The sequence below is a fragment of the [Flexibacter] sp. ATCC 35208 genome, assembly GCF_001975825.1.
Lineage (GTDB): Bacteria > Bacteroidota > Bacteroidia > Chitinophagales > Chitinophagaceae > Chitinophaga.
Map to the genome: position 1 here is coordinate 1 of NZ_MTKN01000033.1, position 16,159 is coordinate 16,159.

The window sequence follows — 16,159 nt, forward strand, 5'->3', positions numbered from 1 at the left end:
AAGCAAAAATCGACCTTTTATTGGTGCTTTTTCAGCCTGTAGAAAAAACTGATTTAAGACTCTAAGTACAAACGATTGTTGCTATAAGCACGAAAAGAAAATTTTAATCCTATAGAGTCATATCAAATTATGGCCTGGACGAACTATTTTCAAAGAAAAAATAGCGCATTCACCCGAAGGCAAATGCGCTTTATACAATCACTTATTTTAGACTTACAGGTCGAACTTAATCCCCTGTGCCAGTGGCAATTGCGTAGAATAGTTAATTGTATTCGTCTGTCTCCGCATATATGCTTTCCATGCCTCTGAACCACTTTCTCTACCACCACCGGTTTCTTTCTCACCACCAAATGCTCCACCAATTTCCGCACCAGAGGTACCGATATTGACATTCGCAATGCCGCAATCAGATCCGGCCTGAGAGAGGAAAGCTTCTGCCTCACGCAGGTTCAATGTCATGATTGAAGAAGACAAGCCCTGTGGCACGCCATTCTGTAATGCGATCGCCTCATCCAGCGTCTTGTACTTCATCACATACAGAATAGGAGCAAACGTTTCATGCTGCACGATCTTGTAATGGTTCTCTACTTCCGCAATACAAGGCTTTACATAACAACCGGAAGCATAATCGCCACCGCTCAATACACCGCCTTCTACCAGAATTTTACCCCCTTCTTTCTGCACTTCTACAATCGCCTGCTCATACATCTTCACCGCATCTTTATCAATCAATGGGCCTACATGGTTATTTTCATCCAGCGGATTACCAATCTTTAACTGTCCATATGCTTTCACCAGCTTAGCCGTAAATGCATCATATACACTCTCATGAATAATCAGTCTGCGTGTAGATGTACAACGTTGTCCAGCTGTACCCACCGCGCCAAACACACAACCGATCAATGACATATCCAGGTCTGCATCTTTTGAAATAATAATGGCATTGTTACCACCTAATTCTAATAATGAACGACCTAAACGCGCACCTACCACTGCCGATACCGCTTTACCCATACGGGTAGAGCCTGTCGCTGATACCAATGGAACACGGGTATCTTCCGCCAGCCATTCACCAGCGTCGCGGTTACCAACCAACAAACAACATACCCCTTCAGGCACCTTGTTCGCCTTCAGTACATCCTGGATAATCTGTTGACACGCAATCGCAGACAACGGTGTTTTTTCTGATGGTTTCCAGATACATACATCGCCGCATACCCATGCCAGCATAGCGTTCCAACTCCATACTGCTACAGGGAAATTGAATGCGGAGATAATACCTGTAATGCCTAACGGATGCCACTGCTCATACATACGGTGACCCGGACGCTCAGAGTGCATGGTCAACCCGTGCAACTGACGGGAGAGACCTACTGCAAAGTCACAGATGTCGATCATTTCCTGTACTTCGCCATAGCCTTCCTGCAGGCTTTTACCCATTTCGTAAGACACCAGTTTGCCCAGTGCTTCTTTATTTTTACGCAGTGCTTCACCCACCTGTCTTACTACTTCACCACGGCGAGGCGCTGGCCACAACCGCCATTCTTTGAAAGCAGCCGCAGCTGTCTCTACTACTTTATCATAATTCGCACGACTGGCAGCAGTCACTTGTGCAATGTGTTTACCATCTACCGGAGAATTGGCGTCGATTATAGCGCCATCGGCTTTCAACCACTGGGTACCTGTACTGACACCGCTGTTTTGGGGCGTGATATGGAATTGGTTCAGAATATCTTGTATCATGGTGCAAATATATGTTTTTAACAAGCTTTGCGCACTTGCTTAAAATAGGTCTTTAACCAGCTGTATGGACTTTCGACATCTCGTCGTCTGTGGTTATAAATGTTCTTAACGAGCTGTACGAACTTTCAACATCTCGCCTGAGGTTATTTATAAATGTTCCTAACGAGCTATGTGAACTTTCGACATCTCGTCGTCTGTGGTTATTTATAAATGTTTTTAACGAGCTATGCAAACTTTCGAAAGCCTGGTTATAAATATTTTTAACGGGCTGTAATATTCCCTTATCGTTGCGTTTGGGAGCTATAAGTACTTTCAAAGATCCTGTCTGCATTCCCCGCCTCAAACCCTTCTCTTCTATGCTCCCGCTTAATATCCTTAGGATCCAGGTGCGCAAATTCCGGCAACACCCTTCTTTCCGCAAACTCCACATAAGAACCCGATATCTCCTGCGTTTTATGATCTCCAAATGTAGCAGCAATCATCTTCGCCACCGTACTGCTCTGCAATAACAAATGATCCGGGCTTTCTTTTATCTTCCCACCTGCGTCATTCAATTTAAACCCATTCTTCTCCAGGAAATTATTGAAATCCGCCACTGTATTATATCCTACAGGCAGGTTCTGCAAACTGACTGTGAAATGATTCAGATAATATCTGTTATAAATCACCCATGCCGCATATTCGCTCTCTGCTGCCAGCGTTTGGTAATCCGCCAGGGTAGGGGTTCTCCAAAGCGCACTATGCAAAAACACATCTACATCCGGCCCATTATCCAGGTCTAATTTTGATACCGGATCTACCTTTACTTCATCCGTATAACTGGTGATGATCCGTTGTGCCTCCGCACTCAGATCCTGCACCCGCAGCTCACTGATAAAGATGCGCGGATACTTCGGCGCCGGCGGCGCATACCAATAAGCATCCAGTTTTTTTTCCCTGAAATGATAAGGTTCTTTCTTCGTGTAACCATAATGCAGGAAGATCTTTTCCAGCGATTGAATGCCTAATTGTGGCACGCCTATCGTTCTGAAAGCAATATGGTCATTTTCAATATCATCTGCGATCTGAATAACATCTTCATTGATCATGGCCGCAATAATAGCAGCGACATCAGGAACACGCTCCTGATACCGTTGCATCAGGCCGTTCAGTACATAGTCTAACATAACAAAGATTTAGTTTGTGGAAGTGGGGTAAAGGTAGGTTATTTTAGCAAAACGCTCCTGCCGGGAGCAGAAGCGTTCGTTTATCTTAATATTGTTCATTATCATTGGGGAAGTCCTTCGCTTTCACATCACTGATATATTGCTTCGATGCTTTCAGGATCTCCTCATACAGGTTCAGGTACCTGCGCAGGAATCTCGGTTTAAAGTCTTTGTTGATGCCCAGCATATCGTGCATCACCAGTACCTGGCCGTCTACATATTTACCGGCGCCAATACCAATGATAGGAATGCGAACGCTTTCTGCCACTTTCTTTGCCAGCAGGGCCGGGATCTTTTCCAGCACAATGGCAAAACAACCCGCTTCTTCCAGCAGTTTGGCGTCGCGCACCAGTTTTTCAGCTTCCACTTCTTCTGTAGCACGTACAGAATAAGTACCGAACTTATTAATAGACTGAGGTGTCAGTCCCAGGTGCCCCATCACAGGCACACCTGCTGATATAATACGTTTTACCGATTCTAATATTTCTTCACCACCTTCGATCTTTACACCATGCGCGCTGGTTTCCTTCATAATGCGCACGGTAGACATCAGGGCTTCCTTAGAATTACCCTGGTAAGTACCAAAAGGCAGATCTACCACTACAAAAGCCCGTTTAATCGCCCTTACTACCGACGCCGCATGATAAATCATATGGTCCAGTGTAATAGGTAGGGTGGTCTCATAACCAGCCATTACGTTTGCAGCGGAATCGCCCACCAGCAATACATCCATCCCCGAATCGTCAAAGATGCGGGCCATGGAAAAATCGTAGGCTGTGATCATTGAAATCTTTTCCCCTTCATCCTTCATCCGCTGAAGGATATGCGTTGTGATCCGCTTAACTTCTTTATGCGTAGACATTTCTTATCTTATTGTTAAAAAAGGGTGTTAAGGTAGGAAAAAAAATCAAATTGAGTTGATTTCCCCGTACAATGATTGGATCAGGCCGTCTGCAAGCCCTATCTTAGGTACGAAAATCTCTTCTGCATTCGCCCAACGCATGATGTTAACGTAGATCTGCAGGGCAGGCACGATCACATCGGCCCTGTCTTCCCTTAAATTATAGAGGTGAATTCTTTCTTCGACAGAGAAACTGCTGAACTCTTTGTAGTAATCTTTCAGCACATCGAGGGTGAGTGGCTTCCCTTCCTTGCGTTTGGAAAGGGAAAAGATCTTGTTGATGTTACCACCGGAGCCAATGGCTGTCACAGGACCAATGCTTTTGATCTGCTGCTTGATAGTCTCTTTCATAGTTTGCCACTGCGCATCAGTGACCTGTTGCTGCAGCAGGCGGATGGTACCGATATTAAAAGAGGTTTTGTGTACGAGGGTGTTCCTGCTGAAGATCGTTACCTCTGTGCTACCGCCGCCCACATCTATATACATATAGGCGCGTGACTTGTCGAGGTTCTCGGCAATGTGGCTTTCGTAGAGGAACGATGCTTCTTCCTGTCCCGATATAATTTTGATGTCAATACCTGTTTCGCGCTTCACATCGTCCAGGATGGCGGCGGAGTTACCCGCATCACGCATCGCGCTGGTAGCACAGGCTTTCAGGTATTTAACTTCGTATACTTCGAGTAAGAGTTTGTATGCTTTGATCGTGCTGATCAGGTGTTCGGCCCTTTTTGGAGAAATGATGCCGGTGCTGAAAACGTCGATACCCAGTCTTAATGGCACACGCACCAGGTTTACTTTCGTAAAATCCATACGTCCCTGACTGTTGGGCGATGCTTCTGAAATAAGTAACCTGGCGGCATTGGAGCCTATGTCAATAGCAGCAAGCTTCATAATGGGCAAAGATAATTGTTTTATTATTTTTTTACTGCCTATCGGCCGCAGGCCACAAATCCCTTTTCGCGAAAAAACCGCTCTTGCCTGAATGCCGGAGCGGGTTTCTCTTTATAAAAAATCTATTATTATTTGTATTGCTTTTCATGCAGGTACTTAAAGATTTCAATCTGCGACCTCACTTTCTTACCACTGTCTCTCTTGTACTCGTTTTCCTGTTTATTGTCGAGTATTCTCGCTTTTACATTGCCACTGAGTTGTATCGCCAGTATGTCTTTGATCTCCTGTTGGATAGATAGGTCAAAGATAGGTACGGCTACTTCCACGCGGTGGTCAAGGTTACGTACCATCCAATCGCAGGAGGAGATGTATACGCCACTTCTGAAAACGAACGCCCTGGCATGTTCCAGGTATTCATCCACGATACTGATAGCCGTGATATCTTTTTTCCATTTCTTATTTTCCGTATAGGCGCAACAGATACCTCTGATGATCATCTTTACATCTACACCTACGCGTGCGGCTTCGTACAGGAGGTTGATCATTTGCGGATCGGAGAGTGAGTTCATCTTGAGGATCATCTCACCACCATTTTTGTTTTTCGCGAGTTTGATTTCTCGCTCAATCATTTTCACAAAGAAAGGACGCATGCTGATCGGGCTTATGGCCAGTGTTTTACAGCCTGCGAGGATCTTTGGATCGTGCTTGGGACTTTCAAGATAAGCGAACACACGGTTGATATCGGCAATGATGGCCCTGTTAGCAGTGAGCAGCCAGTGGTCGCCATATACGCGGGCGGTTTTTTCATTCAGGTTACCGGTGGCGACAAAACCACACTGAATGGTTTTGGTACCGATCTTCTTTTTGATCACGCACATCTTGGCATGTACTTTCAGACCCGGAATACCGATCAATACTTTCACCCCTTCATCTTCCAGTCTGGTTTTCCATTCCAGGTTATCAGCTTCGTTAAAACGGGCACGGAGCTCGAGGGATACCGTCACCTGTTTACCATTACGAACGGCATTGATCAGCGCATTTACGATCCTGGAATTGCGAGCCAGCCGGTAAGCAGTGATCTTAATACTCACCACGTTCGGATCGATAGCCGCTTCGCGCAGCAGATCAATGATGGTATCGAAAGAGTGGTAAGGGGTGTGGAGCATCACATCCTGGCCCTGAATTACGTGCATCACGCTCGTGGCTTCGGCAAATAATGGATGCAAAAAGCTTTTGCGTGATGAGCTGGTTTTCTCAGCGAATACGGCGTTCGGGAAATCCATAAAGTCTTTGAAGTTATGGATACGTGCACCCGGAATCAGGTTATCGCCGGGGGAGAGGCCCATACGGCGCATGAGGTATTCGAGCAACAGGGGATCGATATCCTTGTCATAGACAAAGCGGACCGGTTTCCCTTTACGACGGTCTTTCAGGCCTTTTTCGATCTGGTGAATGAGGCTGGTAGAGATATCATTATCAATATCCAGCTCCGCATCGCGGGTCACTTTGATGATGTGGGCGTTGAACTTGTCGTAGCCGAAGTAAGTAAAAATATGAGGCAGGCAGAAACGGATCACGTCCTCAAGGAGGATAATGTCTTTTTCGCCTTCTTTTGATGGCAGAATGATAAAGCGGGGGAGGACAATGGTAGGAATTTCTATCAGGGCAAATTTTTGTCTGACAGAGTTATCCTGTCTCGCCAGTACGATGGCCAGATAAATAGATTTATCGCGCAGTAATGGGAAATGTGGGATACTTTCTATCATCAGTGGGATGATGTTGGTACGCACTTGCTCATTAAAGTAGGTGAGCACGAATTTCTGTTGCTCCTTGCTCAGGTGTTTTTCTGTACGGATATAGATCTTCTGTTCTTTCAGCTGATCTTCAATTTCGTCCCAGATGCGGTCGAATTCACGGGTCTGATCTATAACAAGATCGTGGATATCGTTGAGGATCTGCTCCGGGTTTTCTTCCAGGTGCATACGGGCAGATTTGCCTACAGAGAGCATTCTTCGAAGGGTGGCTACGCGTACGCGGAAGAATTCATCCTGGTTATTGGAATGAATACCGAGGAAACGGATACGTTCATGTAATGGAACACTGGTGTCAGCTGCTTCCTGTAATACTCTGGCATTAAAGGCGAGCCAGCTAACGTCCCGGGGGATCATTTTCTTTTTTTCTGGCGCATTTTTCTTGCTGTTCGTCTTTTTTTCCATCTCCTGATCTTGAGTAAAAGTATCTAAAGGCTCACTTTTGGACAATCGCATCTTAAAGGGCAAATTACAAATTAACGGTGTGGGTTATATGATGATATAACCATAATCACAACAATACCAGATTTTGGGGAAAATCCAATGTTAAATTTATGATATAATACTTAAAGATAAGGAATTATGGATGATTACTCAGCTACAGGTGTGCGGTTTCCTTTGTTATAGATCGGGAGGGCAATCATGCTGGCGAAGCCGATTACAATTACCATCAGGGTCTGTGCCAGCCATACGATCCAGCCAAAAGCATAGCCGGTAGTGGCATGGATGCCATATAAGAGGAGGGTTTGCTGTACTAAGATCTGGTAAGCACCAATACCGCCCTGGGTGGCGATCATACCGATACTACCAAAGCACAGCACAGAAAGGGCGGCGCCTACACCCAGTGCCCTGGTTTCGTCCATACAAAGGAAGCCCAGGTACATCATGATAAAGTACAATACCCATATAAAGAGGGAGTGAAATATGAACCAGCCTTTTTTCTGCATTTGGCCAATGGAAAGAACGCCTTCCCATACGCCTCTGAAGATCTTTTTGACCTTATTGCCCACTTTGGAACGGGCGATGATCCGGAAGGCGATAATACCCAGTACAACCAGTACGATGACAATGCCTGCCAGTATCCAGGTGCGGCTACCACCGGCATTACCCAGTTTGGTCTGTAAAGGTACCCATATATGTTGGGTGAAGAAAACACCGACTGTATCCAGCTGTAATAACACCGTTACGAGCATGAGTAGCATGAGCACCAGCATATCGACCGCTCTTTCGGCGATCATGGTACCTACCAGTTTCTCTGCAGGGATGTTTTCATATTTGGCCACGATGCCACAACGGGTTACTTCTCCCAGGCGGGGAATGGCAAGGTTAGTCAGGTAGCCGACCATGACGGCAAAGAAAGTATTCAGGGTACTGGGATGATAACCCAGCGGTTCCATGAGTAATTTCCAGCGTACGGCGCGGAACCAGTGACTTGCTATACCAACAAAAATAACGGGTATTATAAGCCAGTAATTGGCTTTTCGGAAGCTACGGATGATATCTTCCTTTTCCTGTGCAGTTAGATTGTGCGTAACCAACCAGATCAAACCTAAACCTATCGCTAAAAATATTGCAAAATTGATAATAGTTCTGAGCGATTTAGGCATAGAAAGTCAGATTTAGGGGTTACACTTACAATTTATTATTTTCTTTTGGAAAAACAGCGATCGGTGTATGTTTTTTGGCTTCTTCGAAGTCCATTGTACAATAAGAGATGATGATAACTACATCACCTACAGCACAGAGACGAGCTGCCGGGCCATTCATACATATCAGCCCTGAACCACGTTTTCCTTTGATAACGTAGGTTTCCAGGCGTTCGCCATTATTCACGTTGACTACCTGAACCTTTTCATATTCGATCAGGCCGGCCGCATCCATCAGATCTTCATCGATGGTGATGCTACCTACGTATTGTAAGTTGGCTTCCGTGATAACTGCGCGGTGTATTTTACACTTTAATACTTCAATCTGCATAACGTAATTCTGCGTGCGGCTGCAAAGTTAAGGTAAAATAAATGAATGTGACAAAAGGTGATCAGTCTCATGTAGGGAACTGATGAAAGGGGGGGGCGTATCGAAGCCTTGTTTCCTTTTTCAAACATAAGAACTCAAAACTTCGGGACAGCCCCTTTTTATTTGGGTACATGGTGGAGTGATTTTTCGTACATACAATTCTCATGGCCCTTCCAGTTGCTTATGATACATCCCCCTTCCATTTATAACATGATATTATCTATCAACCTTACCCCGCTACTCACTTCCTTCGCAGCCACTACTGCATACAAAGGGGTCGTTGCCGCCGTTTCCGGAAATATCACGGACCCGTCTTCCAGTATACTGATCAGTTCCACATAATCCACTTCAAACCCACTGGTTTTCAGTTCATTGACAGCTTTTTCCTTCATCTCTTTAAAGCCTTCCTTCTTATAGTGATGCTTGATATAAGACAACCCCTGGTATAAATGGAGGGCATTGACCCTTTCAGTCGTATTTAACCGCATGTTCCGGCTACTCATTGCCAACCCATCATTTTCCCTTTGTGTAGGACAGATCACCAATTCCACATGCGAATCAATAATCTTTAGCAATCGGTTTATAATCAGACACTGCTGCAGATCTTTCTGTCCCATAAATAATTTGTCCGGCTGCACCAGGTTCAGCAACTGATGTACTATCTGCCCTACTCCCTGAAAGTGCCCGGGCCTTGCTGCGCCTTCCAGCACCGTTTCCAGCGTACCAAAGTCGTAATGCATTTTGGCAGTCAGCCCCTCCGGGTACATTTCCTGCACAGATGGCAGGAACAATACATCACACCCTGCTTCTGTCAGTAGCTGTACATCCTGGTCGATGGTGACAGGGTATTTTTCGAAATCTTTTGGATCATTGAACTGTGTGGGATTTACAAAGATGCTACAAACCACCAGGTCAGAATTTTCTTTTGCAGCATTGATCAGGGAGATGTGTCCCCGGTGCAAAGCGCCCATAGTTGGCACAAAACCAATGTGTTTTCCTGCATGCCGGGCTGTCGTTAAATGCCTTTCCAGTTCGTCTTTCCGTTTGAATAAATACATAATTTATTGCTTAAAAGGATGTTAAAAGTGCCAAATTGTCTTTTCTTCCGGTAAAAATCCGTAATTTTGCAAACCAAATTTAAATTTACTGCATTAATATCAGCATTAGATGTCCACAAAGAAACGAATTCTTTTTATTGCTCAGGAGATGTCGCCTTATCTGGAACTCACAGATTATGCGGCTATGGTCAATAAGATGGCAATTAAGTCCAACGAGTCAGGGCTGGAAGTGCGGGTGATCATGCCCCGTTTTGGCATTATCAACGAGAGAAGGCACCGACTGCATGAGGTGGTACGATTGTCTGGCATTAACATCGTGATTGAAGGAGATGATTATCCACTGATTATCAAGGTGGCTTCGTTGCCAAATGCCCGTTTGCAGGTGTATTTCCTTGACAATGAGGATTACTTTAAGCGAAAAGCGTTATTTACGGACGAGAATGATCAGTTCTATGATGACAACGCTGCGCGTGCTGTATTTTTCTGTAAAGGAGCATTGGAAACGGTGAAAAAGTTCGGTTGGCCTCCTGACATCATCCACTGTAGCGGTTGGATGACATCACTGATCCCTCTGTACCTGAAGACTGCCTATAAGAAGGAGCCTGTATTCGCACATTCCAAGGTGGTTTACTCTTTAGAACCCAATTCTTTTGAAGATAACCTGGGTGCGGGCTTTGTTAAAAAGGCGACCATCAGCAATCAGATCAAGGAAAAAGACATTGAACTGTACAAAGAAGGTACAAATACAGCCCTGAACAGAGGCGCTGCAAAATATGCAGATGCGGTAATAATGGCTGGCGAAAAGATCGATAAGAAAGTGGTGGATGAACTGAAGGCCGAAAAGGGTAAGATTATCCTGCCATACAAGAAAGAAAATGAAGATTTAGCAGATTATCTGCAGCTGTACTCACAGTTGCTTGGTAAATAAAGCATTTAATCGAATTTGAAAAAGGGGGGGTATCATACTTTTGATACACCCCCTTTTCATGCTGACCCTGCCAGAGACGAACTGTTGTTGCCCCCGAATCTCCAACCTTAATTTTATTTTTGAGACTACGCTTTTTGGGGGTTTATCAATTTCCCGCCCCTTTAACGAATATTTTCCCTATCAAAATACTGGAATATAGTCAAATGACTTATTTTTGCCCCAGTTTACCATTAGGCATACCACCAAATGACTAAAATATGGTAAATTGTACTAGATTTACTAATCTTAAAGCCGAAATTCAATTATTTTATGCCTTATTTATTTACCTCAGAATCAGTATCCGAAGGACATCCGGATAAAGTTGCCGATCAGATATCAGATGCATTGATAGATAATTTCTTAGCCTATGATGCGACTTCCAAAGTTGCTTGTGAGACATTGGTGACTACCGGTCAGGTGGTACTGGCTGGAGAAGTTAAATCCGAAGCTTACCTGGATGTGCAGGAAATTGCGCGTGAGGTAATTCGCAAGATAGGGTATACCAAAAGTGAATACATGTTCGAGGCTAACTCCTGCGGTATCTTCTCTGCCATCCATGAGCAGTCTCCAGATATCAACCAGGGTGTAGAGCGCAAGAGCCCGGAAGAGCAGGGTGCTGGCGACCAGGGTATGATGTTCGGTTACGCTACCAAGGAGACCGATAACTATATGCCACTGGCACTGGATCTGGCGCACAAACTGCTGATCGAACTGGCTGCGATCCGTCGCGAAAACAAAGAGATCACTTACCTGCGTCCGGATGCAAAGTCACAGGTGACGATCGAGTATTCTGACGATAACAAGCCTGTACGTATCGATACAATCGTGATCTCTACACAGCACGATGATTTCGATGCCGAAGCAAAGATGCTGGCTAAGATCAAGGAAGACATGATCAATATCGTTATTCCCCGTGTAAAAGCACAGCTGAAGCCAGAACTGGCAGCGCTGTTCAATGATAAAATTACTTACCACATCAACCCAACCGGTAAATTCGTAATCGGTGGTCCTCATGGTGATACTGGTCTGACAGGCCGTAAGATCATCGTGGATACTTATGGTGGTAAAGGCGCACACGGTGGTGGTGCGTTTTCTGGTAAAGATCCTTCCAAAGTAGACCGTTCTGCTGCTTATGCTACCCGTCACATTGCTAAGAACCTGGTTGCTGCAGGTCTGGCAGATGAGGTGCTGGTACAGGTGTCTTATGCGATTGGTGTGGCTAAACCTTGTGGTTTGTTCATCGATACGCGTGGTACTGCCAAGGTGGAGATGACTGATGGTGAGATTGCACGTAAGGTGGAAGAGATCTTTGACCTGCGTCCTTATGCGATCGAGCAGCGTTTAAAACTGCGTAATCCTATTTATAGCGATACTGCTGCTTATGGTCATATGGGTCGGGAGAGCAAGGTGGTGACCAAGGTATTCAATAAGGGTAAGAAGCATGAGAAGAGTGTAGAAGTGGAGTTGTTTACATGGGAGAAGCTGGATTATGTGGATAAGGTGAAGGCAGCATTTAGCCTGTAATTGATTTAAATAGATAAAAAACCGCTTTCACCTATGGTGAAAGCGGTTTTTTTATGCGGGTAGCCCTGCGGCCGGCTGGAAGGTGCCGGTTCATTTATGGCAGGCAGAGTGTGCCAGTTCTTTTGCGGCCAGCTGGCAGGTACCAGTATATTAGTGGCCGGCTTCTAAAAAGTTTGTTTTTTCTCTAATTCAGGTAAAACCTGATCGATCCTTTTTGCGAGCTCAGGCAGTTTTATTGTTGGCACTGCCGGAAACAGGTGATGTTCCAGATGATAGAACATACTAAATGTAATTTTATTCTTCCAGCTCCCTCTCTGCGTTCTCGCTATTTCAGGATGCGCTTCGGTATCATGGTGCACAGTCCATACCGCGAAGAAAGCCATCAAAAGCTCCCCAATTACCATCACAATTACATGATACACTAAGAAGGGTACCTGGAAGTAAAATACCGCGCTTACGAAGGCGATAACGGCCAATAATTCGGCAACCAGGTGGTTCCTGTAGGTCCGGTTCCCTTTTTGCCAGGTGATTTTGTGAATAAGGAACATATGCAGGGGGCCATAAAGGATGGCGCCATACCAGCTCATGCCCGCTGATTTCCCTTCGTAATCTTCTTCAGATAGACAATACTTGTGGTGACGGATATGATTAAATTTGACGGCATGCATGGACGCACACATCAATACACTGTTGGAGAATAAGGTGAATTCTGTGAGGAATTTATTGGTTCCTAAGGAGTTGTGGAAGCCATTGTGTACCTGCCTTAAAGCAGTGAGAAAAAAGAAAGCAGAAAAAGGTAAAGCCCATATATAATACCCAAAATAAGCTAATACCCACGAGGCAAGGGCCCAGGGGATCGTCAGGTTATTTTCAATGAGCATTTCAGGGATGGAAAGATGGCGCAGGTCTTTCCAGTGTACGCGTTTGATGATATCGGTATGGTTCATGCGGGGTAATATTTGTGAATCAAATCTACCCCGCGAAATATAATATATAAATGACAAATGTCATTAAACTAAAGGCAGGTGAGGGGGGATGTAATGGCTGAGTTCATCCCGGATGTTTGTAACAGTATCAGGCATTTTCAAATTCTTCCCAGATCATTTCCCTGTTTACAAACGCGGCCGCCGCCAATCCCACTGCTACTGCATTAGCCACACCACGCATCATACTGCAATTATCCCCGGCGGCATACACGCCTTCAACAGTCGTCTTTACAAAATCAGCTACTTTGATATGCCCTGTTTCTGTCAATTCACATCCCAGTTGCGCAGGTATATCACTGTGCTGTATAAACGGTAAACGGGCATAGACTGCTTTTAACGATACTTTGATACCATCGGCCAGTTCCACTGCACTTAATTGTCCCTTGTCATGAATAATGGCTTTTACAGGTGTCTCAATGATATTGATGTTCTTTTTCTTTATCTGTGCCACCATTTCAGCTGTCATAGTGATAGGTCCGTTCGTGAACAAAGTTAAGTCTTTTGTCCAGTGTTGTATCAGTTTTGTTGTTTCAAAACCACCTTCGCCATTGCCTAAAATACCGGTTGGCTGATTAGCTACTTCATAACCATGGCAATAGGGGCAATGAATGACAGAAATTCCCCAGCATGCTGCTATACCCGGAATTTCGGGCATGATGTCTTTGACACCCGTGGTAATAATGAGTTTTTTTGAGGTGAATTTTTCTCCTGCTTCCGTGGTAATAGAAAATCCGTTGTTGGTTTTCTCTCCCAGTGTGGCTTTGCCATGGAGCACCTGAACGGTGGTATATGCTTTGAGTTGTTCCAGTGCTGCTTTTGTAATGGCGGCTGGGGGTTCTCCATCTCTCGTTAAGAAATTATGTGAATGTGGCGTTTGAGCATTACAGGGTTTGCCGCTATCAATGATCAATACCTTTCTAAGTGCGCGGCCTAGTGTCATTCCGGCTTGTAATCCTGCATAGCTTCCTCCGATGATGATAACTTCAAATTCCATATTGATGATTTTGTACAAAAGTAAATAGGTTAACTTTACAATGGTGAAAGCTACCCTTTATGGAAGTGCTTCCATGGAGGGAATGAAAATAATAAAAAATAATTCCTATATGGTTTGTCCCGGTGAAAAGATTTATGATTGTAAGCGACAATTGCTGGCTATTCAGGATACCTTGGATATCATTGGTGGTAAGTGGAAAGTGACGATCCTGGGGTGCCTGGCGATGGGAGGAAAGCGCTTTATGGATTTGCAGCGGGAGCTGGCGGGCATAGGGCCAAAAATGTTGTCGAGAGAGTTGCATGAGCTGGAAATGAATGGGCTGATCCGGAAAGAGGAAGAGGGGAAGTATGAGATGACGGCGTATAGTGATTCGCTGAAGCCGGTGATACAGGTATTGGCAGAGTGGGGAACGCAGCATAGGGTGAAGGTGATGTCTATGCAATAAAATAGTGACTTTTGGAAAGCTGGCCGCAAGCCATGCCAGTCCGAAAAGAAGCGGGAATGTATCATAAGTAACAGGATCTCCATGAGAATTGCAGTTACGAGAATTCTGACCATCAGGTACCCAAATAAAAAGGAACCATCCCGAAGTTTTGAGTTCTTATGTTTGAAAATGGAAACATGGCTTCGGGACGCCCCCGGTTCTATCGCAAGTAAAAATTATTCATACCTTTAAGAACATTTAACACAATATATGAGCCTGGTAAAAAATGTATTTTACAGTGCTGCGCAACTGTTACCCCTTGCCGTATTGAAACAACGACGTCCGGATAGTTTATTGCTTCCCTATCATCACCTGGTGAGCGACGCACCTGTTCCACATATCAAGCACCTCTATCCCTGGAAAGGAACCAAAGCATTTGAAAAAGATCTCGATTACCTGCTCAGACGATTTACCCCGGTTACTTTACAGGATATCATTCATGCTTTAAAAACAGGACAGGCATTGCCTTCCGGTTCTTTCCTGCTCACATTCGACGATGGGCTACGTGAAGTAAAAGATATCATCGCTCCTATGTTGCTTCGCAAAGGCGTACCAGCAGCATTTTTCCTGAATAGTGCATTTCTTAACAATAAAAGTCTGTTTTATAAATTCAAGCTTAGCCTGATTATCGAAAGTTTACAAACAACACATCATTCAAAGGCAACGCTTGATCAATTGTATGCTTATCTGCAAACAGATGAAGCATCACTCATTCCAGCTATTAAAAAGATCACTTACAACACAAAGGGACAGGCAGATGAAATAGGAAAGATATTAGAGATTTCCTTTGCACAATATCTGGAGAAAGAAATGCCGTTCCTTACGCTGGATGAAGTGGGCGCACTGGTACAACAGGGTTTTGCAATTGGTGGGCATAGTATTGATCATCCTTATTATAGCCAGCTTACACTGGATGAACAACTCTTTCAGACACGACAATCTGTAGACTTCCTTGTACAGCATTTTAACCTACCTTATAGAGCATTTGCATTTCCACATACAGATGCGGGAGTGAGTAAGATATTTTTCAATACATTATTAGAAGGTCCTGATCCGATAGATGTGATCTTTGGTACAGGCAATCAAAAGAAAGATTTCAATCCGAAGATCTTACATCGTTTTAATTGTGAAAGGCCAACCGTAAGTATCAATGCTGCTGTAAAAGGGATCTTACTATTGAACAAAATTCAGCAGATGACAAATAAGGACCAGATCAGCCGGTAATAGTAAGTATAATACAGGTAAGAGCAATACAATAAATAAGGAAAGAAGTACACCATATAAATAATGATGTATAATACATAGCTAAATTTTATCTCTATATAAATTCGTAATGTGACACTAATTAAAGAAAAAGAAAACAAATTATACAACAATGGTGTTTTCCATAAAAGGGGAATTTATAACTTCAAATAAAGAATTACTACACACATATCCTAAGTCGAAACAGTTAAAATGATCCCTGTGTCTCAGCTAAAATGGATAACATTTTTAGCATGGAATTATATCAAAAAAAATAGAGGGGAAGATTAAAGTACATCTTGTTTTTCTTCAAAGAGTTACGTATATTTAATAAATA

At 44.1% G+C, this 16,159-nt stretch carries 14 protein-coding genes; 4 read left to right on the plus strand and 10 right to left on the minus strand.

Annotated elements, in window-relative coordinates:
• Window positions 1-213 precede the first annotated feature (213 nt).
• From BW716_RS20250 to panC, 8 genes are all read right to left on the minus strand, one after another.
• Complete coding sequence (locus BW716_RS20250) at window positions 214-1,743, minus strand: aldehyde dehydrogenase family protein (protein ID WP_083725348.1); 1,530 nt, start codon at window positions 1,741-1,743, stop codon at window positions 214-216.
• Between the two features lie 281 nt (window positions 1,744-2,024).
• Window positions 2,025-2,909: a DUF1338 domain-containing protein gene (locus tag BW716_RS20255; RefSeq protein WP_083725350.1), complete on the minus strand. Its 885-nt coding sequence runs from the start codon at window positions 2,907-2,909 to the stop codon at window positions 2,025-2,027.
• Window positions 2,910-2,994: 85 nt separating this feature from the next.
• Window positions 2,995-3,810: a 3-methyl-2-oxobutanoate hydroxymethyltransferase gene (gene panB / locus BW716_RS20260; RefSeq protein ID WP_083725352.1), complete on the minus strand. Its 816-nt coding sequence runs from the start codon at window positions 3,808-3,810 to the stop codon at window positions 2,995-2,997.
• A gap of 45 nt (window positions 3,811-3,855) precedes the next feature.
• A complete protein-coding gene (locus BW716_RS20265) occupies window positions 3,856-4,740 on the minus strand; it encodes a Ppx/GppA phosphatase family protein (protein ID WP_083725354.1) in 885 nt (294 codons plus the stop codon).
• Between the two features lie 128 nt (window positions 4,741-4,868).
• The gene (ppk1, locus tag BW716_RS20270) at window positions 4,869-7,007 is read right to left on the minus strand and encodes a polyphosphate kinase 1 (RefSeq protein ID WP_083725356.1); all 2,139 of its coding nucleotides are present in this window, start codon (window positions 7,005-7,007) and stop codon (window positions 4,869-4,871) included.
• 134 nt (window positions 7,008-7,141) lie between these two features.
• On the minus strand, window positions 7,142-8,158 hold the full coding sequence (locus BW716_RS20275; protein WP_083725358.1) for a lysylphosphatidylglycerol synthase transmembrane domain-containing protein: 1,017 nt from the start codon (window positions 8,156-8,158) through the stop codon (window positions 7,142-7,144).
• Between the two features lie 25 nt (window positions 8,159-8,183).
• A complete protein-coding gene (panD, locus tag BW716_RS20280) occupies window positions 8,184-8,528 on the minus strand; it encodes an aspartate 1-decarboxylase (protein WP_083725360.1) in 345 nt (114 codons plus the stop codon).
• A 242-nt stretch (window positions 8,529-8,770) separates the two neighbouring features.
• Window positions 8,771-9,625, minus strand: coding sequence for a pantoate--beta-alanine ligase (panC, locus tag BW716_RS20285; RefSeq protein ID WP_083725362.1), 855 nt, complete (start codon window positions 9,623-9,625; stop codon window positions 8,771-8,773).
• A 109-nt stretch (window positions 9,626-9,734) separates the two neighbouring features.
• Here panC and BW716_RS20290 point away from each other — a divergent pair, with 109 nt between their 5' ends.
• A complete protein-coding gene (locus tag BW716_RS20290; RefSeq protein ID WP_083725364.1) occupies window positions 9,735-10,553 on the plus strand; it encodes a glycogen/starch synthase in 819 nt (272 codons plus the stop codon).
• A gap of 309 nt (window positions 10,554-10,862) precedes the next feature.
• Window positions 10,863-12,116, plus strand: a complete 1,254-nt coding sequence (metK, locus tag BW716_RS20295; RefSeq protein WP_083725366.1) for a methionine adenosyltransferase — start codon at window positions 10,863-10,865, stop codon at window positions 12,114-12,116.
• Between the two features lie 164 nt (window positions 12,117-12,280).
• On the opposite strand, the gene BW716_RS20300 is transcribed toward metK, so the two are convergent.
• Window positions 12,281-13,063: a fatty acid desaturase gene (locus BW716_RS20300; protein WP_083725368.1), complete on the minus strand. Its 783-nt coding sequence runs from the start codon at window positions 13,061-13,063 to the stop codon at window positions 12,281-12,283.
• Between the two features lie 127 nt (window positions 13,064-13,190).
• On the minus strand, window positions 13,191-14,096 hold the full coding sequence (locus tag BW716_RS20305) for an NAD(P)/FAD-dependent oxidoreductase (protein ID WP_083725455.1): 906 nt from the start codon (window positions 14,094-14,096) through the stop codon (window positions 13,191-13,193).
• A 109-nt stretch (window positions 14,097-14,205) separates the two neighbouring features.
• Here BW716_RS20305 and BW716_RS20310 point away from each other — a divergent pair, with 109 nt between their 5' ends.
• Window positions 14,206-14,541 carry a helix-turn-helix domain-containing protein gene (locus tag BW716_RS20310; protein ID WP_220388798.1) on the plus strand — a complete coding sequence of 112 codons (336 nt, stop codon included), beginning with the start codon at window positions 14,206-14,208 and terminating at the stop codon, window positions 14,539-14,541.
• Window positions 14,542-14,790: 249 nt separating this feature from the next.
• Window positions 14,791-15,804, plus strand: a complete 1,014-nt coding sequence (locus tag BW716_RS20315; protein WP_083725370.1) for a polysaccharide deacetylase family protein — start codon at window positions 14,791-14,793, stop codon at window positions 15,802-15,804.
• The last annotated feature ends 355 nt before the right edge of the window (window positions 15,805-16,159 follow it).

What these genes read in the sequence shown, in the direction of transcription:
- BW716_RS20290 (WP_083725364.1), top strand. Translation starts at nt 9,735, where the DNA reads ATGTCCACAAAGAAACGAATTCTTTTTATTGCTCAGGAGATGTCGCCT.
- metK (WP_083725366.1), top strand. Translation starts at nt 10,863, where the DNA reads ATGCCTTATTTATTTACCTCAGAATCAGTATCCGAAGGACATCCGGAT.
- ppk1 (WP_083725356.1), bottom strand. Translation starts at nt 7,007, where the DNA reads ATGCGATTGTCCAAAAGTGAGCCTTTAGATACTTTTACTCAAGATCAG.
- BW716_RS20275 (WP_083725358.1), bottom strand. Translation starts at nt 8,158, where the DNA reads ATGCCTAAATCGCTCAGAACTATTATCAATTTTGCAATATTTTTAGCG.
- BW716_RS20315 (WP_083725370.1), top strand. Translation starts at nt 14,791, where the DNA reads ATGAGCCTGGTAAAAAATGTATTTTACAGTGCTGCGCAACTGTTACCC.
- BW716_RS20250 (WP_083725348.1), bottom strand. Translation starts at nt 1,743, where the DNA reads ATGATACAAGATATTCTGAACCAATTCCATATCACGCCCCAAAACAGC.
- BW716_RS20310 (WP_220388798.1), top strand. Translation starts at nt 14,206, where the DNA reads ATGGTTTGTCCCGGTGAAAAGATTTATGATTGTAAGCGACAATTGCTG.
- BW716_RS20305 (WP_083725455.1), bottom strand. Translation starts at nt 14,096, where the DNA reads ATGGAATTTGAAGTTATCATCATCGGAGGAAGCTATGCAGGATTACAA.
- panC (WP_083725362.1), bottom strand. Translation starts at nt 9,625, where the DNA reads ATGTATTTATTCAAACGGAAAGACGAACTGGAAAGGCATTTAACGACA.
- panD (WP_083725360.1), bottom strand. Translation starts at nt 8,528, where the DNA reads ATGCAGATTGAAGTATTAAAGTGTAAAATACACCGCGCAGTTATCACG.
- BW716_RS20255 (WP_083725350.1), bottom strand. Translation starts at nt 2,909, where the DNA reads ATGTTAGACTATGTACTGAACGGCCTGATGCAACGGTATCAGGAGCGT.
- BW716_RS20265 (WP_083725354.1), bottom strand. Translation starts at nt 4,740, where the DNA reads ATGAAGCTTGCTGCTATTGACATAGGCTCCAATGCCGCCAGGTTACTT.
- BW716_RS20300 (WP_083725368.1), bottom strand. Translation starts at nt 13,063, where the DNA reads ATGAACCATACCGATATCATCAAACGCGTACACTGGAAAGACCTGCGC.
- panB (WP_083725352.1), bottom strand. Translation starts at nt 3,810, where the DNA reads ATGTCTACGCATAAAGAAGTTAAGCGGATCACAACGCATATCCTTCAG.